Annotated in this window: 26 protein-coding genes and 1 tRNA gene; 14 read left to right on the forward strand and 13 right to left on the reverse strand. The window is 63.0% G+C overall.

The window, feature by feature from the left end; genetic code table 11:
- Positions 1–114: 114 nt before the first annotated feature.
- Together O7A05_RS14925 and O7A05_RS14930 are read right to left on the reverse strand one after the other, a co-directional pair.
- A complete protein-coding gene (locus O7A05_RS14925; RefSeq protein WP_337093835.1) occupies positions 115–291 on the reverse strand; it encodes a hypothetical protein in 177 nt (58 codons plus the stop codon).
- Between the two features lie 222 nt (positions 292–513).
- Positions 514–1122, reverse strand: a complete 609-nt coding sequence (locus O7A05_RS14930; protein ID WP_337093837.1) for a hypothetical protein — start codon at positions 1120–1122, stop codon at positions 514–516.
- A 294-nt stretch (positions 1123–1416) separates the two neighbouring features.
- Between O7A05_RS14930 and O7A05_RS14935 the strand changes: the two genes are divergently transcribed.
- The 7 genes from O7A05_RS14935 (at position 1417) to O7A05_RS14965 (ending at position 8731) form a co-directional block, all read left to right on the forward strand.
- On the forward strand, positions 1417–1683 hold the full coding sequence (locus O7A05_RS14935) for a helix-turn-helix domain-containing protein (protein WP_041006389.1): 267 nt from the start codon (positions 1417–1419) through the stop codon (positions 1681–1683).
- A 255-nt stretch (positions 1684–1938) separates the two neighbouring features.
- Positions 1939–2397, forward strand: a complete 459-nt coding sequence (locus O7A05_RS14940) for a YbaK/EbsC family protein (protein WP_337093839.1) — start codon at positions 1939–1941, stop codon at positions 2395–2397.
- Between the two features lie 250 nt (positions 2398–2647).
- Positions 2648–3976, forward strand: coding sequence for an NAD(P)H-dependent oxidoreductase (locus tag O7A05_RS14945; RefSeq protein ID WP_337093840.1), 1329 nt, complete (start codon positions 2648–2650; stop codon positions 3974–3976).
- A gap of 2 nt (positions 3977–3978) precedes the next feature.
- Entirely contained in the window at positions 3979–5010 is a 1032-nt protein-coding gene (locus O7A05_RS14950; protein WP_337093841.1) for a thiamine pyrophosphate-dependent dehydrogenase E1 component subunit alpha, read from the forward strand.
- On the forward strand, positions 5010–6008 hold the full coding sequence (locus O7A05_RS14955) for an alpha-ketoacid dehydrogenase subunit beta (protein WP_337093842.1): 999 nt from the start codon (positions 5010–5012) through the stop codon (positions 6006–6008). Before O7A05_RS14950 ends, O7A05_RS14955 begins: the two co-directional genes overlap by 1 nt.
- Positions 6009–6011: 3 nt before the next feature.
- On the forward strand, positions 6012–7433 hold the full coding sequence (locus O7A05_RS14960; protein WP_337093843.1) for a pyruvate dehydrogenase complex dihydrolipoamide acetyltransferase: 1422 nt from the start codon (positions 6012–6014) through the stop codon (positions 7431–7433).
- 134 nt (positions 7434–7567) lie between these two features.
- Positions 7568–8731, forward strand: coding sequence for a DUF930 domain-containing protein (locus tag O7A05_RS14965; RefSeq protein WP_337093844.1), 1164 nt, complete (start codon positions 7568–7570; stop codon positions 8729–8731).
- 83 nt (positions 8732–8814) lie between these two features.
- On the opposite strand, the gene O7A05_RS14970 is transcribed toward O7A05_RS14965, so the two are convergent.
- Both O7A05_RS14970 and O7A05_RS14975 read right to left on the reverse strand, forming a co-directional pair.
- The gene (locus O7A05_RS14970; RefSeq protein ID WP_337093845.1) at positions 8815–9489 is read right to left on the reverse strand and encodes an HAD family hydrolase; all 675 of its coding nucleotides are present in this window, start codon (positions 9487–9489) and stop codon (positions 8815–8817) included.
- A gap of 91 nt (positions 9490–9580) precedes the next feature.
- Positions 9581–10222 carry a hypothetical protein gene (locus O7A05_RS14975; protein ID WP_337093846.1) on the reverse strand — a complete coding sequence of 214 codons (642 nt, stop codon included), beginning with the start codon at positions 10220–10222 and terminating at the stop codon, positions 9581–9583.
- 190 nt (positions 10223–10412) lie between these two features.
- On the opposite strand from O7A05_RS14975, the gene O7A05_RS14980 reads away from it, so the two are divergent.
- The 5 genes from O7A05_RS14980 to ptsP are packed head-to-tail and all read left to right on the forward strand — an operon-like array spanning position 10413 to position 15125.
- On the forward strand, positions 10413–10850 hold the full coding sequence (locus O7A05_RS14980) for a transcriptional regulator GutM (RefSeq protein WP_337093847.1): 438 nt from the start codon (positions 10413–10415) through the stop codon (positions 10848–10850).
- A 53-nt stretch (positions 10851–10903) separates the two neighbouring features.
- Positions 10904–11671: a PTS glucitol/sorbitol transporter subunit IIC gene (srlA, locus tag O7A05_RS14985; RefSeq protein WP_337093848.1), complete on the forward strand. Its 768-nt coding sequence runs from the start codon at positions 10904–10906 to the stop codon at positions 11669–11671.
- 15 nt (positions 11672–11686) lie between these two features.
- On the forward strand, positions 11687–12691 hold the full coding sequence (srlE, locus tag O7A05_RS14990) for a PTS glucitol/sorbitol transporter subunit IIB (protein WP_337093849.1): 1005 nt from the start codon (positions 11687–11689) through the stop codon (positions 12689–12691).
- Between the two features lie 26 nt (positions 12692–12717).
- A complete protein-coding gene (locus O7A05_RS14995) occupies positions 12718–13098 on the forward strand; it encodes a PTS glucitol/sorbitol transporter subunit IIA (protein ID WP_337093850.1) in 381 nt (126 codons plus the stop codon).
- Between the two features lie 47 nt (positions 13099–13145).
- A complete protein-coding gene (ptsP, locus tag O7A05_RS15000; protein ID WP_337093851.1) occupies positions 13146–15125 on the forward strand; it encodes a phosphoenolpyruvate--protein phosphotransferase in 1980 nt (659 codons plus the stop codon).
- A gap of 17 nt (positions 15126–15142) precedes the next feature.
- Here ptsP and O7A05_RS15005 read toward each other — a convergent pair whose 3' ends face one another.
- Positions 15143–15928: a hypothetical protein gene (locus O7A05_RS15005; protein WP_337093852.1), complete on the reverse strand. Its 786-nt coding sequence runs from the start codon at positions 15926–15928 to the stop codon at positions 15143–15145.
- Between the two features lie 153 nt (positions 15929–16081).
- Here O7A05_RS15005 and O7A05_RS15010 point away from each other — a divergent pair, with 153 nt between their 5' ends.
- Positions 16082–17095, forward strand: coding sequence for a sugar-binding transcriptional regulator (locus O7A05_RS15010; RefSeq protein WP_337093853.1), 1014 nt, complete (start codon positions 16082–16084; stop codon positions 17093–17095).
- 118 nt (positions 17096–17213) lie between these two features.
- On the opposite strand, the gene O7A05_RS15015 is transcribed toward O7A05_RS15010, so the two are convergent.
- The 4 genes from O7A05_RS15015 to O7A05_RS15030 all read right to left on the reverse strand — a co-directional run bounded on the left by O7A05_RS15015 (position 17214) and on the right by O7A05_RS15030 (position 20062).
- Entirely contained in the window at positions 17214–17921 is a 708-nt protein-coding gene (locus tag O7A05_RS15015) for a 2-hydroxychromene-2-carboxylate isomerase (protein ID WP_337093854.1), read from the reverse strand.
- Entirely contained in the window at positions 17900–18277 is a 378-nt protein-coding gene (locus tag O7A05_RS15020; RefSeq protein WP_337093855.1) for a hypothetical protein, read from the reverse strand. Before O7A05_RS15020 ends, O7A05_RS15015 begins: the two co-directional genes overlap by 22 nt.
- 44 nt (positions 18278–18321) lie before the next feature.
- The gene (locus tag O7A05_RS15025; protein ID WP_337093856.1) at positions 18322–18774 is read right to left on the reverse strand and encodes a YybH family protein; all 453 of its coding nucleotides are present in this window, start codon (positions 18772–18774) and stop codon (positions 18322–18324) included.
- A gap of 73 nt (positions 18775–18847) precedes the next feature.
- Entirely contained in the window at positions 18848–20062 is a 1215-nt protein-coding gene (locus tag O7A05_RS15030) for an MFS transporter (RefSeq protein ID WP_337093857.1), read from the reverse strand.
- A gap of 594 nt (positions 20063–20656) precedes the next feature.
- On the opposite strand from O7A05_RS15030, the gene O7A05_RS15035 reads away from it, so the two are divergent.
- Entirely contained in the window at positions 20657–21094 is a 438-nt protein-coding gene (locus O7A05_RS15035; RefSeq protein WP_337093858.1) for a hypothetical protein, read from the forward strand.
- 1 nt (position 21095) lies between these two features.
- On the opposite strand, the gene O7A05_RS15040 is transcribed toward O7A05_RS15035, so the two are convergent.
- The 4 genes from O7A05_RS15040 to O7A05_RS15055 form a co-directional block, all read right to left on the reverse strand.
- A tRNA-Pro gene (locus tag O7A05_RS15040) sits at positions 21096–21172 on the reverse strand.
- Positions 21163–22419 carry an O-antigen ligase family protein gene (locus O7A05_RS15045; RefSeq protein WP_337093924.1) on the reverse strand — a complete coding sequence of 419 codons (1257 nt, stop codon included), beginning with the start codon at positions 22417–22419 and terminating at the stop codon, positions 21163–21165. Before O7A05_RS15045 ends, O7A05_RS15040 begins: the two co-directional genes overlap by 10 nt.
- A 143-nt stretch (positions 22420–22562) precedes the next feature.
- The gene (locus tag O7A05_RS15050) at positions 22563–24098 is read right to left on the reverse strand and encodes an undecaprenyl-phosphate glucose phosphotransferase (RefSeq protein WP_337093859.1); all 1536 of its coding nucleotides are present in this window, start codon (positions 24096–24098) and stop codon (positions 22563–22565) included.
- A 100-nt stretch (positions 24099–24198) separates the two neighbouring features.
- Positions 24199–25329: a glycosyltransferase gene (locus tag O7A05_RS15055; protein ID WP_337093860.1), complete on the reverse strand. Its 1131-nt coding sequence runs from the start codon at positions 25327–25329 to the stop codon at positions 24199–24201.
- Between the last annotated feature and the right edge of the window lie 4 nt (positions 25330–25333).

Here is a 25333-nt window from a genome sequence, read left to right on the forward strand (position 1 = left end):
TGTATATTCCGGAGCGCGGTTCGACATCACCGGATGCTCAAGCAGAAGATCCGATGGGAAGGCCGGTCCGCTCTGGCGGCGAAGGCCTGCCTTCCCATCGGCAAAAGGGAAGGATCAGTACTTCTTCGGAGCCATCGTCGTGTGATGATGGCGGTGATGATGCCTGTGGTGATGACGATAATGATGGTGCTTCTTCATCGGAGCCGCGTCGGCGCTGGTGGCGCCGAGGATCGGCATGGTGAACGCCAGAGCCAGAGCCAGCCCGAGCGCGGAGAGTAGGGACTTCTTCATGACTTCGTTTCCTTTTTACACGGGGCGTTCCGAGATCCACCGGAGCAAATCGGTGACCCATGCCTCGCGATAAGGACTATCCTCCTGGTTTTTTTCGACAATTTTTCCCAAATGTAGATTTTTGTTTCTGGATTATTTCTGAGAGGCCCTCTTGCGCCGCGCCCGCCCTGACGGGTGAAGATTACGCGATCTTTCGAAATCCGAGGGTGTGGCCGCTTGGCCTCACATAGGCGGCGCGACGCCGTGATTTCCGACCACGACCCGATTGGCGACGAGCTTGCCGTCGGCACCATGCTCGGCGTTGACGAACACTGCGACGCCCGGCGTGAGATCCGCCGGCGTGGCGCTGGCGAATGTCACGATCGGTGTGGTCTGCGGGATCGCGATCTGTTTCTTCTGGCCGTTGTCATAGCTGAGCGTGACCGTGCGGCCCTCGATCTCGGTGACATCGGCGACGGTGCCGTTGGTCATGCGGCTGTTGGGCTGCAAATCCCAGTCGCGGTCGCCTTCACCCGTGCCCTTCAGAGCGGCGGGAAAGATCACGACTTCCAGCGCGCCGCTGCCGCCATCAGCCTTGGATATAGAGGCGATGCCGAGAAAATCACCCTGCTTGATATCGGCTGCTGATGCCTTGGCCACACCCGAAATCTTCCAGCCGTCGGCAAGCATGATCGCATCGGTCTTGCCGTTGCGGTCCTTCACCGTCAACGTCGATCCGACAAGGCTGACGACAGTGCCTCGAATACGTGCGGCATCCGTCGCCCATGCTTGCGTCGCGCCGATGACGCTTGAGATTGTGCCAAGCACAATTGAGAATGATTTCAAATTCATGACGTCCGGTCCTTCCGAGAAACTTCCGGCGCCGTCTGTCGGCTGCCGGTGACGGAAAGCTAACGAATCGGAACGTCGAAAATGCCGGCGAATCCCGTCTCGGACCTTCAAAAGAACTTGATTGAGCGCTGCGCGATCTTACATTTGCGGAACCTGAGGCACGGCCTGAACGCCGCTTCACGATGGCGTGACGCCGCATCGGTGCTCTTGGCAAATCATTCGTTAACGAGCATTCTCCCGCCCGTCTCAGGCAACACCATTTCATCAGACCCTGTTTCATCCCAAGGAGTTGCCATGCCCAACACCGCACGAAACGCTGTTTCGAACAACATCATTGCCGCGTCCGGCCTCAACCCGTTGAAAGCCGCTCGTGAAACGAGGGGATATACGATCGAGGAACTCTCTTTGACCTGCGGCCTGGCCGTGGGCGAGATCATCGATATCGAGGACGGCAAGGACGCCGACCCCGCCAAGCTTCGGCGCATCGCTTCGGCGCTGCAGATGCCGGAAGAGGAATTGATCAGTGTGCCGGCCGAAGAGAATCGGCCCACCCAGCAATAGAGACGCGAAAAGCGCCCATCGAAGAGCCCGCCGGGATTTCGCCCGGTGGGCTTTTTTGGTGCCTGCACAGCGCAGGGGCTGGCTCTTGCCAAGATCGGCTGCATCATGCGATTCGCCATCGCTGATGCTCGAGCAATTCCCAGGAAAAGTGTGAGCGGTTTTCCGTCCGGAATTGGGTAAGGACAAAGAGATAGTGCGTTTCGCCGTTTCCGCGAAACGGCGAAACACACTAGGCAGGCCTGACGAGGAATTCACATGAGCTTGGAATCGGTTCGCGCCTTCTTTGCCGAGCACGCGCCGGATGTGGAGGTCATCGTCACCGAGGCAAGCTCGGCTACTGTCGCGCTGGCGGCGGAGGCGCATGGCGTGACGCCGGCGCAGATCGCCAAGACGATCTGCCTGCGCATCGGCGAGGAGACCATGCTGGTCGTGACCAGCGGCGTCGCCCGGCTCGACAATCGCAAATTCAAGGACAGGATGGGCGGCAAGCCGCGCATGCTCGGCGGCGAGGAGGTGCTGGCCGTCACCGGCCATCCGCCGGGCGGCGTCTGCCCGTTCGGCCTGCCGGCGCCGCTGCCGATCTATTGCGATCTGTCGCTCAAGCCTTTCGACGAAGTCGTTCCCGCCGCCGGCGCCACCAATGCCGCGGTGCGCATCCCGCCGCAGCGCATGGCCGGTCTGGTCGGCGCCGTATGGGTCGACGTTTGCCAGTAACATTTCCCGCCTGATATCCTTTCGCGGTCGGCAAGGACTGCCGCGCGGCTTTGACCGGCAGCCGGCCGCGAGCGCTCGCATTTGGCTCGGCACAGGGCGATCGCTGTCAAGGCGTTTCGCCGTTGCGACCCGGCCAATTCGAAAAGCGTCGACCAATGGCCAAATTATGGACATTAGTCTTGACAGAAATACATATGTTCAATACGCGTCAAGCAGCCGAACAGCATGCGATATGGGAGGAATACACGGTATGGCGTCCAATATTTCGTTGACGGGCCTTGCCCGCGATCTCGAGGAACGAGCCAAGTCCGGCAAACCCATCCGCATCGGCCTGATCGGCTCCGGGGAAATGGGCACCGACATCGTCACTCGCGTCGCCCATATGTCCGGCATCGAGATCGGTGCCATCTCCGAATTGAACCTGCCCGCGGCCAGCAAGGCCGTCGATATCGCTTTCCAGGAAACCGGCCATGCGCGCGAGGTGTCGACCGCCTCGGCGATGAATTCGGCCATGGAGACGGGCAAGATCGCCGTCACCAGCGATTCCAGCCTGATCATCGGCAACGACCTCATCGACGTCGTCATCGACGCGACCGGCGTTCCGGCGGTCGGCGCCGAGATCGGCCTCCACGCCATGGAGCATGGCAAGCACCTGGTGATGATGAATGTCGAGGCCGACGTCACCATCGGCGCCTATCTCAAGAGCGAAGCCGACCGCCTCGGCGTGACCTACTCGCTGGGCGCCGGCGACGAGCCGTCTTCCTGCATGGAGCTGATCGAGTTCGTCTCCGCCATGGGCCACCCGATCGTTGCCGCCGGCAAGGGCAAGAACAACCCGCTCAACATCGACGCCACGCCTCCGGACTATGAGGAGGAGGCGAAGCGCCGGCATATGAATGTGCGCATGCTGGTCGAATTCGTCGACGGTTCGAAGACCATGGTCGAGATGGCGGCGATCGCCAACGCGACCGGGCTGGTCCCCGACAAGCCGGGCATGCATGGCCCGTCCGCGACGCTCGGCGAATTGTCGAAGGTTCTGGTGCCCGAGAAGGATGGCGGCGTGCTGTCGAAGATCGGCGTCGTCGACTATTCGATCGGCAAGGGCGTGGCGCCGGGCGTCTTCGTCGTAGCCGACATGTCGCATCCGCGCATTTCGGAACGCATGGAAGATCTGAAGATGGGCAAGGGCCCGTACTTCACCTTTCATCGCCCCTATCACCTGACCTCGTTGGAAGTGCCGCTCACCTGCGCACGTGTCGTGCTCTACGGTAAGGCCGACATGGTGCCGCTGGCCAAACCCGTGGCCGAGGTCTGCGCCGTCGCCAAGAAGGATCTGAAGCCCGGCGACAAGCTCGATGCCATCGGCGAATATTGCTACCGCGCCTGGATCATGACGGCGCCGGAAGCCCATGCCGCGCGCGCCGTCCCTTGCGGCCTGCTGCAGGGCGGCTCTGTGACTGTGCCCATCAAGAAGGGCGAGCTCATCACCTATGCCAACGCGGCGCCCGCGCCGGGCTCGAAGATCGCCGAGCTGCGTGCCCGCCAGGACAAGCTCGTTTACGGCGCCGTGGAGGCGTGATCATGGCCGGAGCCAGCAAAGCCGCTGTCGTGGATAGCCGGGCCAACCTGCCTTTCGTCTATCGCCAGCACAGTCCGGAGCAGCTCAGGGAGGTGCTTCACAAGATGTACCTGATCCGCCGCTTCGAAGAGGGCGCGGAAGAGTGCTACACGCGCGGCCTCATCCACGGCACCATGCATTTGTCGATCGGCCAGGAAGCCAGTGCCATGGGCATCTGCATGCCGCTCGCTGCGGATGATCAGATCACCTCGACGCATCGCGGCCATGGCCATTGCATCGCCAAGGGCGCCGAGGTCAGCCGCATGTTCGCGGAGTTCTTCGGCAAGACCACGGGCTACTGCAAGGGCCGCGGCGGCTCCATGCATATCGCCGATGTCGCCAAGGGCAATCTCGGCGCCAACGGCATCGTTGCCGGTGGCATTCCGATCGCGGTGGGTGCTGCGCTCTCGTCCAAGATGATGAAGACCGGCAAGGTCGTGGTCTCCTTCTTCGGCGACGGCGCCAACAATGAAGGCGCTTTCCACGAGGCGCTGAACATGGCGGCGATCTGGAAGCTGCCGGTGATCTTCGTGTGCGAGAACAACGGCTACGGCATGTCGACCTCGACGGCGCGCTCGACCGCGGTGAAGAACATCGCCGAGCGCGCGGCCGCCTATTCGATGCCGGGCGTCATCGTCAACGGCAACATCTTCTCCGAGGTCGCCGAGGCGTCCTTCAAGGCGGTCGAGCGGGCGCGCGCGGGCGAGGGGCCGACGCTGATCGAATCCAAGACCTACCGTCATCGCGGCCATTCCAAGAGCGACCGCAACCGTTACCGCACCAAGGAAGAGATCGAGGATTGGATGGCGAACCGCGATCCGATCACGCTCTTCGAGACGGAACTCCGCGATTTCGGCTTCATCGACGACCAGGGGATCCAGGCGATCCGCGACGCGGTCGCCCAGGAGATCGCCGACGGCATCGAGTTCGCCAAGGCGAGCCCTGCGCCGGAGATCGCCACCCTGCAGAACTATGTTTACACGGAGCAAGCGTGATGGACGCCGCGCTGCGTGAACTGAGCTACGCCCAGGCGATCCAGGAAGCCATGGCAATCGCCATGGATATGGACGAGCGCGTCTTCCTCATGGGCGAGGACATTGGCGTCTATGGCGGCGCCTTCCAGGTGACCGGGGATCTGGTCGAGCGCTACGGCACCGACCGGGTGATCGACACGCCGATTTCCGAACTGGGCGGCGCTGGCGTGGCGGTGGGCGCGGCGGTCACCGGCATGCGGCCGATCTTCGAATTCCAGTTCTCGGATTTCGCAACGCTCGGCATGGAGCAGATCGTCAACCAGGCGGCCAAGATGCGCTTCATGCTTGGCGGCGAGGTCTCGGTGCCGGTGGTGATGCGTTTCCCGGCCGGCTCCGGCACCGGTGCCGCCGCGCAGCACAGCCAGAGCTTAGAGGCCTGGCTCGGCCATGTGCCCGGCCTTAAGGTCATCCAGCCGGCGACGCCGCACGATGCCAAGGGCATGCTGTTGGCCGCGATCGCCGATCCGGACCCGGTCATGATCTTCGAACACAAGCTGCTCTACAAGATGAAGGGCCATGTGCCCGAGGGCCACTACACCGTGCCGATCGGCAAGGCCGAGATCCGCCGCGCGGGCCGCGACCTCACCATCGTGGCCACATCGATCATGGTGCAGAAGGCGCTCGATGCCGCCGCCGCGCTCGAAGGCGAGAGCATCGACATTGAGGTGGTCGATCTGCGCACGATCCGCCCGATCGACAGGCAGACCGTCATCGACAGCGTGAAGAAGACATCGCGGTTGCTCTGCGTCTACGAAGCAGTGAAGACGCTCGGCATCGGCGCGGAAGTGAGCGCCATGGTCGCCGAAAGCGAGGCGTTCGACTATCTCGATGCGCCGATCGTGCGCCTTGGCGGAGCCGAGACACCGATCCCCTACAATCCGGATCTGGAAAAGGCGACGGTGCCGCAGGTTCCCGACATCATCACCGCCGCGCGCGACCTCGTGCAAGGGATCCGCTGAGCGATGCCGACCGAAGTCATTCTTCCCAAGGTCGACATGGACATGGCGACTGGCCAGATCTCGCGTTGGTTCGCCGAGGAAGGCGCTCGCGTCAAGAAAGGCGACGTCCTGTTTGAGATCGAGACCGACAAGGCGGCGATGGAGATCGACGCGCCGGCCAGCGGCACGCTGCGCAACGTCACCGGCAAGGAGCGCGTCGACATTCCGGTCGGCGAGCCCGTCGCCTGGATCTATGCCGATGACGAGGTCTATGAATCAGGAACGACGCCGCAGAATGGAGCGCCAATCTCCCCCCTCGTGGGGGAGATGTCGGCGAAGCCGACAGAGGGAGGCGCTGTCCCGCCAACCTCTCATTCCGTCGCGCCCCCCTCTGGCCTGCCGGGAAGTTCTCCCTCGGGGGCAGAGATTGGCCAATCGCAGGGGGCTGTGCGCGCTACGCCCCTGGCTCGTCGCTTGGCTCGTGAGGCTGGTCTGAACCTTTCTGCCTTATCAGGTTCCGGGCCGTATGGCCGTATAACCAAGGCCGACGTTGAGGCAGCGATTTTCTCCCCCCTTGAGGGGGAGGTGTCCGCGAAGCGGACGGAGGGGGTCGTCTCAGGAGGCACCGCCCATTTGGCGCCGAGCCCAGCCGAAGCGACCCCACCCGACCTGCCTGCGGCAGGCCACCCTCCCCTCAAGGGGGAGGGGGACGTTCTGAAGCTGTTCGCCGAAGGCTCCTACGAGCTCGTACCGCACGACAATATGCGCAAGACCATCGCGCGCCGCCTGGTCGAGGCGAAGTCCACCATCCCGCATTTCTATTTGACGCTGGACTGCGAGCTCGACGCGCTGCTGGCGCTGCGCACGCAGCTCAATGCCGCGGCGCCGATGCGGAAGACCGACAAGGGCGAGGTTCCGGCCTACAAGCTCTCGGTCAACGATATGGTCATCAAGGCGATGGCCATGGCGCTGATGGCGGTGCCGGAGGCCAACGCCTCCTGGACCGACAGCGCCATGGTCAAGCACAAGCACGCCGATGTCGGCGTTGCCGTGTCGATCCCCGGCGGCCTGATCACGCCGATCATCCGCCATGCCGATGAAAAGACGCTGTCGGTCATCTCCAACGAGATGAAGGACCTGGCAAGCCGCGCCCGCAGCCGCAAGCTGAAGCCGGAAGAATATCAGGGCGGCACGACGGCGGTGTCGAATCTCGGCATGTTCGGCATCAAGGACTTTGCCGCCGTCATCAACCCGCCGCATGCGACGATCCTGGCGGTCGGCGCCGGCGAGGAGCGGGCGGTGGTGAAGAAGGGCGAGATCAAGATTGCCACGGTGATGTCGGTAACCTTGTCGACCGATCACCGTGCCGTCGATGGCGCGCTTGGCGCGGAGCTGCTCGGCGCCTTCAAGCGCTTGATTGAAAATCCGATGAGCATGTTGGTGTAAGCCAATCCCTGCAGGGCCTTGATCCGGCTTGCTTACGCCACAGGCCCTCCGATCACCGACTTGTCAGGCCTGCAGTTCGCGTGAATCCCGGCAAATGCTTGAAGCCGCCGTCATTTCGTTCCACATCGGGCGCAATGAACGGCAAGATGCGGGAATGGTTTCGGAATTGGCGGTGGGCCTTGGCCGCATCGCTATTCCTGCATGCCCTGATTGCAGCGTTCTTGTTCTTCGGCTTGCCGAGACCCGACCAGCAGCCGGATCAGCAGGAACAGCCGATCAACGTCGCGATCGTGCCGCCGCCCGATCAGCCCAAGCCGAAGCCCGCTCCGAAGCCGCCGGAGCCGACGCCTGAAAAGAAGGCCGAAAAGCCGCCCGAGCAGGCCGTGCAAAAGCCACCGCCTCCGCAGCCGCCGAAACCGCAGGATATCCCGGTTCTGAAGCGCGTCTTCCAGTATGGCGAGAAGGATACCGGCCCGGAGAAATCTCTCAACGGCGGCAGCGCGCCGGCCAATGCGCCGTCGCCGGCCCAGGATGAGCCCGCGAAGCCGCCGGTCGCACCGCAGCCGGCGCCGAACCAGCCCGCTCAGCCTGCAACGCCCGAGCATCAGGCGGACTCCGGCAAGGCCCAAGAGAAGCCGGCAACCGCCGCGCCGGAGGAAAAACCCGTGCAAAGCGAAGAGAAGCAGGCGACCGAGGACACCGATAGGCAGCCGGAAAAGCAGGAGGCAGCTCCGCAACCCGCCGAAAAGCAACCTGCCGAAGCGCCCAAGCCATTGGCGCCCGAAGCCGGCGACAAGTCTGCACCGGCCGAAAAGGCAAAGCCTAAGCCTTCCAAGGCGATGAAGTTCAAATCCGCAAGAGCTTTGAGAGCGCCAAGCGGGAACCCGGGAAGGTCAAGCCCCGCCGACAACGAGGTCGCGGGATCGCCTATCTATTCCGGCCTGCCGGGTGTCAGAAAGCTCTACTCGCCGGGTGCAACCGGCAACGCGCTGGCCACAAGCTCAATGGAGAACGTGCCGCGCGATCAGCGCATTGCCAATCTTTGCGCCAATGTTCTGAACCAGGAATTGCAAAGTGCCGACTACTCGCCGAAATGGCTGCCGACCATTCCCCTGAAGCAAGGCAATGTTCTTAACCCTCCGCAGGCCGCCTTCAGCACGATGACCCAGTGGTATGATCTGAGCTTCCGCTGCGAGGTCGACGCCGATGCAACGCGGGTCCTGTCCTTCAACTTCCGCGTGGGGGGATTGGTCCCGCCCGGTGACTGGACCCGGCGTCGCTTTCCCAGTCTTCGCTAGGGCATGATCCCGAACCGAAGGTCAGCGAATGCAAAAAGTGGGAACCGGTTTTCGCAGAAGATCATGCTCCAACAAGAGTTAGCTCAGGCCGGGACACCAAGCCCCGCCAACTCCCGGCCGACTTCGTGCCAGTCGGCGCAGACGAAATCGGCACCGGCAGCCTTCAGCCGCGCACCGTGCTCGGGATAGGTATGCCCGCCGCCAGTATAGCCGATCGCTATCATGCCGGCCGCGACCGCGCCCTGGACGCCGAACGGCGAATCCTCGACCACAATGCAATCGGCCGGTTTCGCGCCCATCTTCTCGGCGGCGTAGAGGAAGATGTCGGGCGCCGGCTTACCGTTCTTCACCATGGAAGAGGAAAAGATCGCCTCGCCGAAGAAGCGTGACAGTCCGGTCACCGAAAGGCTGTGGTTGATGCGCTCGACCGAGGACGACGAGGCGACGCAGCGGTCGCCGGCAAGCGCGCTGAAGAATGGCACGATCCCCGGTGTCGGCTTCAGTTCCTCGGAAAAAAGCAGCTTGGTCTCGGCCCAGATGTCACCGTCGGCGGCGGGCGGGAACTGATGTCCCGTCAGTTCCTTGATTTTGACGATGATGTCGGACTGCTTCATGCCGATGCATTGCGCGATGATGCCGCCGTGGACGCCGGGCATGCCGTGTTTTTCGTAAACCCGCTCGTAGGCCTTGGCGGCCAGCGGCTCGCTGTCGACGAGAACGCCGTCACAGTCGAAAATCATCAGTCTGGATCGCGCCACGCGCCTCTCCCGGCTTCGATGTCAGATGTTGCACATCGCTATCGATAAAAAGTCAGATGTTCAATAGTAAGGCGGCTACGTCCCCAACGCTTCAGAGCTGACGCAGCGCCTCGCTGACCGGCGAGGATCCAAGCGCGCGCTGCATGGCCTGGCGCGATTGCGCGCGATCGGGCGTGATCCAGTTGGGCTCGGCGCCGAGGAAGCGGTCGAGGAAGGCGACGGCATAGGCAGGCATTTCCGTCGCGTTCTCTCGGTAGGACCACCAGGTGCGCAGGTCGTCGGCGCATTTGTCGATGCTGGGCGCCGTGCCGAACTCCTGCTCGTGCACGGCCAGGATCGCCGACACGCAATAGTTGGTATAGAGAAATCCCTCCGGCCAGAAGCGCACGATTTCCGCCGTGCCGGCATTGGTTTCGGTCTCGATCATTTCGGTGAGTCCTGAGATCTCCCGCGCCGGCGCCTGCCGGATCAGCTCGCGCAGAACCAGCCCGGCGGCGAAGACGATGAAGTCGGCGCGGTCTATCGCCGCGAATCGCTTCTGCGCCTCCATGACTTCGATCCAGTCGAGAAAGGCGCGCGTCAGCTTGGCCTCGTCGATCTCGAAACGAACGCCGAAGGTTTCCGACACCACCTTCGCGCTGCTGCGGAAGGTGGCGCGGAACCAGCGCAGCTGCCGCAGCCGGTGACGAAGGTCCGGCATAAGCGCGAGTTCGTGCCTGAAAGGCAGATCCATGTCTCTAATCCCGTTTGACGACAGGCTAGCACAGGCGCTGCCGATGCCGAAATCGGTCAGCCCGCCTGTGGAGCGTTACGGCGGCTAATATAATACATGTTGACATTCCAGGAAACAAATGTTCTCACTTTCGGGTCATCTCGCCTCCGTCCAATATGTGCCGGAGGAAGAGAATCGGGAGGAAACCGAAATGGCGATCTGGCAGTGGGCGCTGCTTCTGCTGTTTGTTGTCTGGGCGCTGCAATCGCTCGGTGTCTGGCTGCAGATGCGGCATTATTCGGACGTCTTCAAAGGTGTCACGGGAGAGTTCAAGGACGGCTTCGTCGGCGCTGGTAATTTCCGCGGGCGGCTGGCCAAGGGCACGATTGCGCTGATTGTCGTGACGCCGGACCTCATCGTGCGCCGCATGATGGTCATGAGCGGTCGTTCGGTGCTGACCAAGTTCAAGCGACATGACGAATTCGAGGGCATCCCCCTCGATCGACTCCGGTCCAACCCTGCGATCATGGGGGAGGGGGAACCCGGTGTGGCCGAGGCCGTGAAACGGGCGATCGAGCAGATCGACCGCGCGCGGTCGGAGCCGGGGAAGAAGCTGGGCCTGTCCGGCTTGAACGTAGCAAGGGCTTAAACGGACGCCGGCAGCCGGCTGGGAATGACCGGCAGGGGTCATAAGGAGGAGAAATGTCTGTAATTGCACTATTGGCGCAGCATGCCGACCTGGCGGTGCATAACCTGCATGTCGCAGGCACCATGGTCTCGGATGCTGCCTGGCACGGCAAGCTCGGCGTCGAGCATGCCACCGATCATCTCGTGGTCCTGGCGCAGGCGACGACCGACAACGCGCCGGTCACCGCCGATCAGCTCAAGGAACAGCTGAAGAACGTGCAGCAGGAAGAGCAGCTCGGCTGGCTGACCGCGATCGGCAAGTATTTCATCGGCATCTTCCAGAAGGGCGGCGAAGTGTTCGCCGGCTTCGTCACCGGCATCATCCCGACCCTGGTCGTGCTGATGACCGCCTTCTACGCTGTCACCGAACTGGTCGGCGAAGAGCGTGTCCACGGCCTGGCGCGCGGCGCCGGCCGCATCGCCCTAACCCGCTACACGGTGCTGCCTGTGCTGTCGGTGTTCTTCCTCACCAACCCGATGGCCTACACCTTCGGCTCCTTCCTGGAGGAAAAGCACAAGCCTGCCTTCTATGATGCGGCAGTGTCCTACGTGCATCCGCCGCTCGGCCTCTTCCCGCACATCAACCCCGGCGAATATTTCGTCTGGGGCGGTATGCTGGTCGCGCTGCTCGACCTCGAGAAGCGGGGCGTCATCGCCAACGGCTATCACATCAAGGTGGCGATCTGGTACGCCATCGTCGGCCTCGTCGTCATCCTGCTCAAGGGCATCCTGACCGAGCGCATCACGGCCATCATGGCACGCCGCCAGGGCGTCGAGCTCTAAGGGCGGGAGGACACCATGGCCACTACATACAAGGCAGTAAAGATCTCGAAGGGTTCGACCGGCTGGGGCGGGCCTCTGGTGATCGAGCCGACCGAACGGCGCAATAAGGTCGTGTCGGTAACCGGCGGCGGCATTCATCCGGTGGCGCAGCTGATCGCCGACATGACCGGCGCCCAGGCCGTCGACGGCTTCAAGTCGCCGCCGATCGAAAGCGAGATGGCGGTCGTCGTCGTCGACTGCGGCGGCACCGCCCGCTGCGGCGTCTATCCGCGCAAGCGTATCCCGACCGTCAACCTGACGCCGGTCGGCCAGGCGGGTCCGCTCGCTCAATTCATCACGGAAGACATCTACGTTTCGGGCGTGAAGCCGGCCAACGTCACAATGGCGGACGGATCCGAAGCGGTCACCACTGCGGGGGGAGCAGCATCGATGAGTTCAAGCAACAACACCACTGCCAGGGCGGCCGAGCCGCTGCCGAGCGAAGGCGGGCTTATCGGCCTGATCAGCTCGATCGGCCGCGTCATGGGCCGTGTGGTCGGCATCTTCTTCAATTCCGGCCGCCGCACCATCGATCAGGTCGTCCGCAACGTGCTGCCCTTCATGGCCTTCGTGACCATGCTGATCGGCCTGATCCTCTATACCGGCATCGGCGATGTGCTGGCGCAGCCGATGGGGCCTTTAGCCAACAACATCGTCGGCCTGTTGGTCATCTCGGCCATCTGCGGCCTGCCGTTCCTGTCGCCCATCCTGGGACCGGGCGCGGTTATCGCCCAGGTCATCGGCGTCGCCATCATCGGCCCGCAGATCGCCAACGGCACCATCTCGCCCGCAATGGCCCTGCCGGCGCTGTTTGCCTACAACACCCAGGTGGGCTGCGACTTCGTTCCCGTCGGTCTGGCGCTCGGTGAGGCCAAGCCGAAGACGATCGAAATCGGCGTGCCGGCGGTGCTCATCAGCCGCCAGATCATGGGCCCGGTCTCCGTGCTGATCGCATGGATCGTCTCCCTGATCGTGTTCTAAAAACGCGTAACAACGAGGTTCGCCATATGTCGGTTCTTCTCAAGACACGGGTCACAGCAATAGGACCCGAGGTGGCGGACCTCGCCGAGGGCGGCGTGGTCATCCTTTTCGCGGATGGCTCGCCTCCCGAACTGGCGGAAGTTTCGGTGCTGCATAAGACGGAAGAAGGCCCGAGCGACGATGCGCCGGCGACAGGCGCCTCGATCACGCTCGGACCGGTTTCGGCGACGATAACGGCGGTCGGCTCCACGGCCTGGAGCAAGGTCCGCGAAATGGGTCATGTCGTGATCTCCTTCAACGGAGCATCCGAGGCCGAAAGGCCGGGCGAGGTTTGCGCATCCGCGGTCGATACCGGGGCGCTCATGGCGGCGCTGACGCCAGGCGCTGTCATCACCATCGTCGCCTGATAATATCCGTGCTGTCTGTCGACGGCGCCCAAACCTAGAGTATTGCCATGGAACGCTCGACCATCGTCAGAGTGCACGAAGGTTTGCACGCCCGTCCCGCCACGCGGTTCGTGAAACTCGCCAAGGGTTTCGAATCCGATGTCGAGCTGGTCAAGGACGGCAAGGCGGTTAGCGCCAAGAGCTCGGTCAAGCTGATGCTCCTGGCGGTCAAGGAGAACCAGGAAGTCACCGTGCGCGCCAACGGTGCCGACGCGATCGAGGCGATCGAGGCGCTGATCGGCTATCTTGAGAACCCCCGCGCCGGCCTCGACGACCAGAACGAGGCGGGTGATGAGGGTTTGGAAGCAGCCGCGCCTGCCCCGGAGGCGACGCCGGCGGCTGCCGCGGCGACGGATGGGACACCCAAGCTCCAGGGCGTCGCCGCAAGCGAGGGCGTGGCGATCGGGCCGGCCTTTGCCCATTTCCCGCCGGAGATCGAGGGACCGGGCAAACGCCTGCAGGCCGATGAGATCGAAGGCGAGCTCAAGCGCTTCCGCGATGCCGTCGCCAGCGTCCAATCCCGCATGGACCGCACGCTTGCCGAGAGCAATCTCTCCGCCGGCGACCGTGGCATCGTCGCGGCCCTGCGCGACATCGCCGCTGACGACAGCCTGACCGGCGAGGTCGAAAGGCTGATCAAAGGCGGTGACGATGCGGTCTCGGCGGTCATCGCGGCCGCGGCCACCATCGCCGCCGATTTCAGCGCGGTCGACGACCATTATCTCAATGCCCGGGCCGACGACGTCCATGCCGTCGGCCGGCAGATCTGCCTGGCGCTGCTCGGCCAGGACGAGGTCAGCCTGGAAACCATACCGCAAGGCGCGATCCTCATTGCCGACGATATCGGCGCCTGGGATCTGGCGCGCGCGCCGCTGAAGCGCATCGGCGGCGTGGTCTGCGGCCATGGCGGCGCCACCTCGCATATCGCCATCATTGCGCGCTCGCACGGTATCCCGGCGGTGCTGGGGCTCGGCGACAAGATCAACGAACTGCGCACCGTCAGGGAGGTGGCGATCGACGGCAGTGCCGGGCATGTGATCGTCGATCCGGACGAGGCCGCGCGCGCAGATTTTACCCGGCGTGTCGAGGCAGCGGCGCAGGAGCGCGCCGGGCTAAAAGTATTCAAGAACGTGACCCCGACCCGCGCCGACGGCACGGTGATCGAGGTCGCGGCCAATATCGGCTCGCTGGAGGAGATCGAGGCGGCGCAGGAAGCAGGTGCCATGGGCGTCGGCCTGTTCCGCACCGAACTGCTCTTCATGCGCCACATGCATCTGCCGTCGGAAGAGATGCAGGCCGAAACCTACAGCGCGCTGGCCAAGGCCTTCGCGCCGCATCCGGTCATCGTGCGCACGCTCGACATCGGCGGCGACAAGCCGATCGCGGGCATCGAGTTCCCGGACGAAGAAAACCCCTTCCTCGGTTGGCGCGGCATCCGTATGTGCCTGGACCGGCCCGACATCTTCAAGCGCCAGTTGCGGGCGCTGCTCAGGGCCGCCGTCCACGGCAACATCAAGGTGATGCTGCCGATGGTCTCGGAGATTGGCGAGGTCACGCGCACCCGCGCGCTGGTCGACGAGTGCGCGGCTGAATTGAAGGCGGAAGGCGTGCCGTATGCAAGCTTCGAGCTCGGCGTGATGATCGAGACGCCCGCCGCCGTGCTGATCGCGCCCGCATTGGCGAAGGAGGTGGCGTTCTTTTCGATCGGCACCAACGACCTGACCCAGTACATCATGGCCGCCGACCGTCTCAATCCGACCGTCGCCAAGCTCAATGACGTCACCAATCCGGCGGTGATGTCGGCGATCGAGCTGACGGCCAAGGCCGGTGTCGCCGCCGGCATCATGGTGGGCATGTGCGGCGAGGCCGCCGGCCGTCCGGACCTGATCCCGACCTTCATCGGGATGGGCCTGACCGAGCTCAGCATGAGCCCGGCCTCGATCCAGCGCGCCAAGAAGACGATTGCGGCCATGGCGGCCGAGCGATAGCGGATCCCTCGCGGCGGTTACGTCAGATGCGCGAGCAGGGTGGCGAGTACCGGTGTCAGTTCCTGGACGGCATTGGCCTGGACGCAAGCCTGCCGGATGCGGTCCTCCCGCACTTGGGCCGCCAGCACCGCGATCTCGAGAATGTCGGGCTCGGGCGTGCCGCCGTCCGCCTTGGTCGCCAGTCCGCAGGCAAGCACCACGGGCGCAAGGCACCTGATGTCGAGAGACCGGTCGCCGGCTATCGCCGGGCCTGTCCCGGTCTCGCCAGGCTGAACCGGACGGTGATTGAGGCATTCGACGAGGAGAGCCGCGCAGGCCGCCGCAACCTGATCCGTGGAGGCCGTTTCCGCCGTCGCGCCAGCCAGAAGATCCGCGTGGCGTTTGCGCATCGCGACATGAACGGCGGAAAAACTCGCCTCGTGAACGCGGGGATTGTCGATGCCGTAGCCAGCGAGAACCGCGCGGGTCAGATAATACATGTCACGCCTGAACTGACGCTCGCCGCTGATCTGCCGGTCTTCATCGCCGTGCGGGAAATAGGCCCGCAGGCTTTTCACAGTCGTGCCGTCGACCTTGAGCGGCCGGAAATGCGGAACGAAGGATTCGGCGATCGTCAGCGCCTCGTCGACGGCGCTCGCGGCATGGCCGAGCAGGCTGCGGCCCGGAAAGGGCGGCAAATTGGCGGCGATGTCGCGCGGGGTTTCGCCGGCGCTGTCGTGGCGGTTTTGGCGGATCGCGTCCCGCAGTTCCCGAAGCCGATCCTTCAGGTTGGCGCGGACATCCTCGGAGATTTGTCGCAGCATCGCCAATCGCCTCGAAATGCTGAAGCCGCTCACGGCTTGGGGCGCCAGTCGCCCTCTCTAGATTGTTCGTCTCGATTGGTAGATCAATAGACGATATTTAACCAGCATGCAGAATCGGCGAGGGCGGTGTCATCGCCGGAGTTGGAGGGGAACTTGGGCAGGCGACGGCAGGGCGAATCAGAAAACGGCAGGGCGGCGGCCGAGGCATCCGAGCAGGTCGTCAGCGAAAGCCGGACCGACCGCCTCAGGATCCGCGCCGCATGGATGTATTTCGTCGAACAGATGACGCAAAACGAGATCGCCGATGTGCTCGGCGTTGGCCGCGTCACCATCGTGCGCATGCTGGCCGAGGCGAGGGCGCGCAACGAGGTGAAGATCACCATCGAGAGCGAGCTTCTGGAGATCGTGCGGCTGGAGCGCGCGTTGGAACGGACTTTCGGCCTGCAGCAGGCGCTGGTGGCGCCGCTCACCGACCCCAATGCCGATCCGATCCCGGCGATCGCCGCCAAGACCGGCATGTTCCTGTCCGACGCGATGAAATCCGGCATGCGGGTCGGCGTCGGTTGGGGCGTGACGTTGTTCAACACCTTGCCCTTCATCAGCGCCAAATCGCTCACCGATTTCAGCGTGATCTCGCTGCTTGGCGGCGTCGGCGTCGCGCGGCGGGTCAATCCGGCAGAATTCGCCTGGCGCTTTGCCCAGATATTCCAGGGCGACGGCTATCTGATGCCGACGCCGGCCGTCGTCGACAGCGTCGAGACCAAGATCGCGCTGGTCGAACGCTGCGGCCTGCAGGAGATCTTCGAGATGGCCGACGCGCTGGATGCCGTGCTGCTCAGCGTCGGCGGCATCGCTTCGGCCACCACCTTCTCGCGCGGCGGCTTCCTCAAGGAAGCAGACCGCGAGGCCCTGCTGGCGCGCGGCGCCGTCGGCGACCTTCTGTTTCATTTCTACGACCGCAACGGCGATCTGGTCGACCATCCCGTCAACAGCCATGTGATGTCGGTGGATGTCGACCGCCTGCGCAAGGCCCCGATCCGCATTCTCACCTCCGGTGGCGCGGAAAAGACCGAGGCGCTGCTCGGCGCCATGAACCTGATTGCGCCGACCATCCTGATCACCGACGAGGAAAGCGCGCGGCGCATCCTCGCCGCACATGGGGCTTAGGCGGCCGGCATAAACGCACCACGCACGGTTCGCGCCGCCCTTCGCGGAGGGAGCGGCGGACCGGCAGGAGCAAGCCAGGTTACGATTTGGCCCGGGGTCTGTCCGGCTGTCCGTCTCGTCAGACAGCCGGGTAATATAGTGATGTTTGCAGCTTATGTCGGCCGATGGCCCAAGCCAGCGCCTCTTCGAGCCTGTCGTCGCCCCAGAAAGTTTCGCCCTCCACGACGAATGCTGGAGCGCCGAAAATGCCATAGTTGCGGGCCGCATCCGTTTCAGCCTCGAGACGCTCATGGGCGCTGGGCTCGTCGGCCTTGGCAATCACATCATCGACATCTTGCCCCAGGGGAGGCAGCACATGCTCCAGATGGCCGCGATCGCCCAGTGCCATGCCTTCCAGGTACCAGGCCCTGAAGCTTGCCACGGTGTAGGCCTCGCACCAGCCCTCTTCGGCCGCCACCATGGCGGTGCGATTGGCCAGAAGGTTCGGATCAGTCGGCCAGGTCGGGGGCCCAACATATGGCACGCCGTGCGTTGCCGCACGCCGCTCCACATCGCGCCACATGTACTTTACCTTTGCCGTCTGGGTGCGGAGGGCAACATTGTTCTCGGCCATGACGGTGCGGACATTGAAGGGGCGCCATCGAACGGCAACGCCCGACTGCTTCGCCATGGCGCCAATGCGCATCACCGACAGATATGAGTAGCCGCTCCCGAAGAAATAGAAGAAGTCGAGTTGCTTCACTTCCACCGCCTCCCTCAATCTGCATTCCGATCGAGCGCGTCTTCGGCTCGAGATCAGCCCCGTCAGGCCGAAATGATCGCCCATAGCTGCGTCACCCCCATCGCAAGAACGAGGGTGACGCTTGCTCCGATGAACAGCGTCGTGGGTATCTGCTTCAGGTGAGCGCCGAAGCGGCTGGCTGAGAAGTCCTCGACTGCATCGTCCAGCATTGCCTTTAAGTCATCCATGGCGGCCTTGGCTGCCAAGACCCCATAAACCGTGATCGCGACCACAATCGTCGCGAGCGCGAACCTGGCGGCTAGTCCCGCTGATGGTCCGTACGCCAATATCGCGAACATAGTCGCGATATTGGCGAAAAAAATGATCGCATACGTCTGCGTCAGATGGGCAAGTCGCGCAGCCGCCGCCACCAAGTATTGATCAACGGTGAGTTTCGCCATGTTCTCCTCCGGCAAGTGACCTGCTTGGGCAGCCATGCTAAACTTCATTTCGCGGAATCGGAGTTCCATATATCCCGGTAGAGCTTCCAGTCGCCGTCTTGTCCCTTCTTCCAGACCACCACATACTTCCCGGTGGTTTCCACCAGCTTCGAATCCTTACCCGGTGCCTTGAGGGAGAAAGCCCCGGACTCATATGCAAGATCTCCGCTTTCCTGGACCTCAAGCGTGGTGAGCGCGAGATCCGATATGCCCATATCGATCGCGCCCTGCCACAGTTTTTGGATATTCTGGCGACCGTCGACTCGCGCCATATCTGGCGGGAATGCGGCCGCATCGTCCGCGTACTTCGACGCGACTCCGGCCGCATCCTTACTGTTGTAGGCCTTCACGAACTCTGCATTAGCGGCTTCAATGGCTTCTTTCGCAGACTGGGCCTGGGCCGATCCGAGGCAGAGCGACATGAAAACAACGACCAGCAGACAATGATTGAAAGTCATTTCAACCTCCCGTGTTCCAGTCTCTGGTTACTAGCTTCTCCACAGTGGAGAGGAATAGTTTTGCTTGCGCGTTTTACGTTGATGGAAGGGCAGTAGGCCGATTCCGGCCAGCAACGACACGGCGGAAGAGCAACAGAATGACCGGGCAAACCAGGAGCGCGACGGCCCCGAAATCCAGCGCCGCGCTGGCGGAGCCGAGCGACGTGGAAAGCTTTCCGCCGATCGCCGATCCAACCGGGCTCCCGGCATAGAAGGTCGTATAGAATATTCCCATTCCGATCGCCCGCGTCTTTGGCTCGAGCACGCGCGCAGGAAGGCTCATGATCGCACCGGCGGGCAGGCCGCAAACGGTCCCGATGGCCATGACGACCGGAAGCACCTGGCCGCTTCGCGACAGGAGAACCGTCAACAGCGCAAAGCCAATGCAGCCTACGACAATGATAGCTTCGCCGCGCTTGGTCAGATCAGCGAGGAAGCCTCCGAAGGGAACCGAAATCGCCGTGAGCCACAGCACGATGCTGATCGTTGATCCAGCTGCAGCCATGGACCAGCCTCGCTCGACGAGCATCGTTGGGCCGAAACTGAAGATCATCACCAAACCGACATTGTAGAGACACCAGATCGAGCTGGCGGCAATCACCGCATGGACCGTTTCCGAGGTCACACTGCCTGGTTCGCCGTCAACGGAGACGGCCGCCTCCGGCGCGCGGTAGAAAAAAGCCATGAGGACGAGGCCAATCAGGATCCACCCTGCGACGGCAAGATTGACGAGATGAAGCCCGAACCTTGTTGCGATCCATGGCAGGAGCATGAGCGAGATGGCGATGCCCACCGGCCACGAGTTGACGAAAATGGCCATCGCGGTTGCGATTTCGCGACCGGCAAACCAGTCGGCGACCATCTTGGTCATCAGAACGCTCAGGAGAATGCCGCCAGTGCCGGCAATCAGCCGGCCTGCGATTTGCACGCTCCATGACGCCGACGCAGTCATCAGCAATTCGCCAGCCAGCATCGCCAGGATTGCGGCGAGGACCGTCGCCTTGTCGCCGTAGCGGCGTCCGATGGCGCCGCCGGGGAAGGCGAGCAGGACGCCCGGCGCAAAGTAGATTCCGATAAGGATCCCGATGTCAGCCAAGCTCGCGCCGAGGCTTTGGCCAAGCTGTGGCGCTACAGCCCCTACGCTGCCAAACTGAAAGGCGAAGGCGGCGCGAGCGACGAACAAGACAGCAAGAATGGTCCAGCGGCTTCGCACTTGGATCCCTCCCAGCCGCCGCGCGGCGAGCGGCATGCGCTTCTTATATTAGCAGAACGACATGTAACCCGCTAGGCGATAAGGGGTGGGGCACGGTCCTCGCTTCCTAAAGAAGCATCTCACGCCTGCTGTGCAGGTCGGGATCGTGAACCCTTGCTAGTCGAAAGCCTTGTCATATCGTTCAACAGCGTCGAGAATCTTATCGCCTCTCTCGGTGTTAGGCCATGGAAGACATAGCCGTCGAACTCGGCCACGTTCTCTCGCACAGCCTCCCAAACCAGCCATTCTCCGCTTGGGTCGCCCAGCGGCTCGAAAGGGCCCCCGCCCATTAGGGTAACGTTCCCGATCCTAACCTTCTTGACGCACCTGCGACGCCTTCTTGATCCATAGAATAGCCCGTGTAGCCATGGGCACACCCCCATGTGAGTTATATATGCCCCGCCGCGGCGCGCGCTCGCTGCAGCGAACGAACGAGCAAAGCAGGAGCCGCGGAAATTCGAACGACGGAGGCGACCCAGGCATCCGCCGAATTCCCGCGTATCCTGCGGCTGCGCATGTGAGCACAAGGTGGCGCCTTGCGACCGAAAATACTGAAGCAAGAGACCGCCACTCCAAAAGGAAACGTTCGTCATGGATTCCCATGCCGTAATTGCGTCCCAGCCGGTCGCGGGGGCCGACCGAATTGTGCTTATTAAAGCCGCCAACGCCGCGTTCGAACGTGTCATTGAACGGATCGAGCCGGCCAACGAGGAGCTAACTCGCACCCTTTGGGATGCCGAGGGTTATATCGACAATGAAATCACCGCGGACATGTTGCCGATTTCACGAGACGAGGCCGCGTACCTCATTGATGTATTCCTCGTGCACATGTCATCGGGTTGGCTGTCGCAGCAGACAACGAGGCCGCCGAATCCCGGCCTTGAACCTCGTCGGCGGCAGCTGGGCCTGCCTGCTGCGATCCTGAGGGCAGCGCCATCCGGAACGGGCGATTTGAACGCCTTATGTTCGGAATTTGCGAGAGGGGCCAAAGGCACTTTGGCAAATAGGCTGGGGATTTCAAGGATTTAAATGGTCGGAGTGGCCGGATTCGAACCGACGACCCCTTGACCCCCAGTCAAGTGCGCTACCGGGCTGCGCTACACTCCGGACCGGGTGGCGATGTATCGTGATAAGGCGGTGCGGGTCAACCGAATTCGGTGCCTATCGCGCAGGTGAATTGCAAGGAGGGATTCAGGTCTCGCCAGCCGCAATTCCCGCTGGTGCCGGTACTCCAGCGCGATCGCGCCCCAGACCAGGCCGAGCAGCAGGTAGAGGTGGCGCCAGTGGTCGATGTCAATGAAGGTGCCGAGCCCGATATTGCCGAGATAGGCGACATAGGCGCAAAGCAGATAGGGCTGCCACGGCCGGTCGCGCAGAAGAATGCGGAAGCCGGTCCCGATCGTCCATAGCGTCAGCGTCAGGAACGAGACGAAGCCGAGCCAGCCATAGTCCATCAGCGCCTTCAGCCAGATGTCGTGCGTGTCCTCGCCATAGATCGTGCCGAAGACCAGCGGACCGATGCCGAACGGGTGCTCCATCGCCAGTTGAAAGCCGATCGAATAGCGGGCGAAGCGGCCGAGCCGCGCCGAGTCGTAACTCTGCTCGAGTTGCGCGCGCTGCGTGAACATGTCCGACACGCCGGGCAACTGCAGGATGACGATGAAGGCGATGACCAGCAGCGCCATGGCCGCGATCGTCATCACGACCACGCGCAGCCGGAACTTGCCGCTGGCGCTCTGCAGGAAGAGGCACGCGGTGAGCAGCACCGCGGACACGGCGAACATCCCCCAGGCGCCGCGCGAGAAGGAGAAGAAGATGCCGGCGGTGATGATGAGCAGCGGCACCGCCAGAAGCGGCATCCGCGACACCGGGCCGGTCAGGAGCAGATAGAGCAGGTAGGTTCCGGGCAGCACCAGGAATGGGCCGAACACGTTCGGGTCCTGGAAGGCGCCGGCGGCGCGGTCGTATTTGGTGAACATTTCCGCGCCCGGAAACGCATGGAAATAACCGGCGATGCCGAGCAGCGACGTGGCCACCGCCGAAACGACATAGGCGATGAAGATCAGTCGGTAGAGGCTCGGCTGGACCGAGGTCACCGAAGCGAAGAACACCGCGCTGAACGCCAAAAACAGCGAGACGGCGAGATAGAGCGGCGTGTTGGCGAGGTCCGCCATCTGCGTCATGGCGATCATGCCGCCGATGTTCATCGCCACCAGAAGCACCAGCAAAGGCACGATCGCGCGCGAGATCCGAAGCCCGAACAGCGCCCAGACCGCGATCAGCCCGGCCATATAGATCTCGTAAGGCGCGGGCTCGCTGATGACGAAGCCGGAGAGCAGGATGCCGATGCCGATCGCCGCCGACGCGATTAGCGAAATCAACTTCGCGTTGACCACCGAAGGCGGCAACTGATTGACAGCCTGCGGCTGCAATTTGTCGACAGCCTGCGGCCGCAACTGGTTGACCGCCCGCAGCTGCAACTCATGGACGACGGCGCTCAATAGGCGTTTTCCGTGTTGAGCAGGCGGATTGGCGTCAGGAACAGGATGCGCAGGTCGAACAGCATCGACCAGTTCTCGATGTAATAGAGGTCGTATTCGGTGCGCATGCGGATCTTTTCATTGGTGTCCATCTCGCCGCGCCAGCCGTTGATCTGCGCCCAGCCGGTGACGCCGGGCTTGACCTTGTGGCGGGCGAAGTAGCCGTCGACCACCTCGTTGTAGAGCAGGTTGTGCGACTGCGCGGCGATGGCATGCGGGCGCGGCCCGACCAGCGACAGCGAACCGAACAGCGAGTTGAAGAACTGCGGCAGCTCGTCGATCGACGTCTTGCGGATGAAGCGTCCGACGCGCGTGACGCGCGGATCGTTCTTGGTCACCGTCTGCTTGGCGGTCGGGTCGGAGCGGTCGGTAAACATCGAGCGAAACTTGTAGACCTCGATGATCTCGTTATTGAAGCCGTGCCGCTTCTGCTTGAACAGCACGGGACCCTTGCTGTCGAGCTTGATGGCGATCGCGGTGGCGAGCATCACCGGCGAAAAGAGAATAATGCCGACAAGTGAGAAGACGATATCGAAGGCGCGCTTGGCGACCGAATCCCAGTCGTTGATCGGCTTGTCGAAGATGTCGAGCATCGGCACCGAGCCGATATAGGAATAGGCGCGTGGCCTGAACTGCAGCGCGTTCGAATGCGCCGAGAGCCGGATGTCGACCGGCAGCACCCAGAGCTTCTTCAGAAGCTGCAACACGCGCGATTCGGCGGTCAGCGGCAGCGACACGATCAGCATGTCGATGCGCGCGATGCGGGCGAATTCGATGAGCTCCGAGATCGTGCCCAGCTTCGGATAGCCGGCGACGATCGGCGGCGAGCGCTTGTCGTTGCGGTCGTCGAAGATGCCGCAGATGCGGATGTCGTTGTAAGGCTGCTTCTCGACCGAGCGGATCAGCTGCTCGGCCGCCTTGCCGCCGCCAACGATGAGCGCGCGGCGTTCCATGCGGCCGTCGCGCGCCCAGCGTCGGATTAGGCCGGCCATCATGAGTCTCAGGCCGAAGATCAGCACGAAGCCAACCACGAACCACGTGCCGAACAGCAGGCGTGAATAGTCTTCCGACGCCTTGATGGCGAAGGCGGTGAGCGCCATCAGCGCGAAGCTGCCGGCCCAGACAAGCAGCACCCGGCCGAAATTGGCGAGCGGGCGCATCAGCGCCGCGATTTGGTAGCTGTCGGTGACGTCGAGCAGCACCACGGCCAGGAAAGACGTCGCCGCGATAGCCAGTGGATATTGCCACGCTAGATAGCTGAAGAAGCCGACATAACAGAAATAGACGCCGAGCCCCGACAGGAAGAGCACCGCGAACTCGACCATGCGCAGCACGCCGCTAACCATGATCGGCGACATGGTATCGCGCCGGTATTGCGAGGCGACCTGGCGCGCCACATCGTTGATGCCGCCAGGCTTTTCGCCATCGGCGGGAGCATCGTAGTTGCGCACCGCATCCATGGAAAAGCGGTGCGCGGGGTCGATCTCATTCATGGGAACTGTCCGCGAGCTTCGCGCAACTGCATAGCAAAAGAGAGCTAAGAAAGCCTTGAAACAACCGGTGGTTTTGAAAGCGGTTGAGCCGGCCGCGTACCTACTTGTTCAGCGCGGCGAAATAGGCCTTCTCGATCTCGGCCGCCATCACGTCGGCTCCGAACCGAGCTTTGAGCTCATCTGTCTGCGGCATGGCCTTCCGGTATGCGTCGCGGTCGCCGAGCACTGTTTCCATTTTGCCCGCAAGCTGCGAGGGATCCGGCCGGATAAGGGCAGGGGAGTCTTCGCCGAAGATTTCCGGAATGCCGCCCACCGCGGTCGCGATCATCGGCATGCCGGCGGCCAAAGCCTCGAGCACGATATAGGGCATCGCCTCCGCGCGGGATGGCACCACGACCAACTCGGCCAGAGCGAAAGCTTGTCTCGCCGGCATGGGCGGCATGAAGCGCACGTGGCTCTTCAGGCCGAGTCGCTCCACTTGCGCATGGTAGCGCGGCAGGTCGTCGCCGTCGCCGACCATTACGGCGCTCAACGAACGGCCCAACGCGCTGCCGGCCAAAGCCAGAGCATCGATGAAGATATCCGGACCTTTCAGATCGCGCATCATGCCGATGTATAGAAAATCGGCGGCATTCGCCGCCGTCGCCACCGGTTCGAATTCGGCGGCGCGCAGGCCGTTATAGACAAGCGTGTTGGGTATGGGCGGCTCGCCGACCTTGCGGCGATAGGTGCTGCGCTCATAATCGGAAACGAACAGCAGGCAGTCGGTGAAGCGCGCCATGAAGCGCTCCAGACCGAAGAACACCTTCCCCGTCGCCGTCGTTTCGTCATAGTGGAGAGAGCCGCCATGCGGCGAATAGAGGCGGGCAACGCGAAACCTTGATACCCGCAACAGTGAGCCGAACAGCCGGGCATAGGCGCCACCCTTGGCGCCGTGCCCGTGCAGCACGTCCGGCCGCAATTCCTTGATGATTCGATAGGTGCGCCAGGCCGAGGCGAGGTCGCCCGGCCCGACATGGCGCTGCATCGGCGTGCGATGGATGCCGAGCGCGAGGCTGTCCTTCATCGCCTCGAACAGCCGCTCCTCATAGTCGCCGCCGGTGGTCGAGTCGCAGACGATTCCCACCGCATGGCCGGCGGCGACCTGCGCCTCGGTCAGGTCGCGCACATGCCGGAAGATTCCTCCGACAGGTGAGCGAAAGCAGTGGACGATCCTGAGAGTCACCGCCACGACG

The organism is Mesorhizobium argentiipisi (SeqCode) (assembly GCF_037179585.1).
GTDB classification, from domain to species: domain Bacteria; phylum Pseudomonadota; class Alphaproteobacteria; order Rhizobiales; family Rhizobiaceae; genus Mesorhizobium; species Mesorhizobium argentiipisi.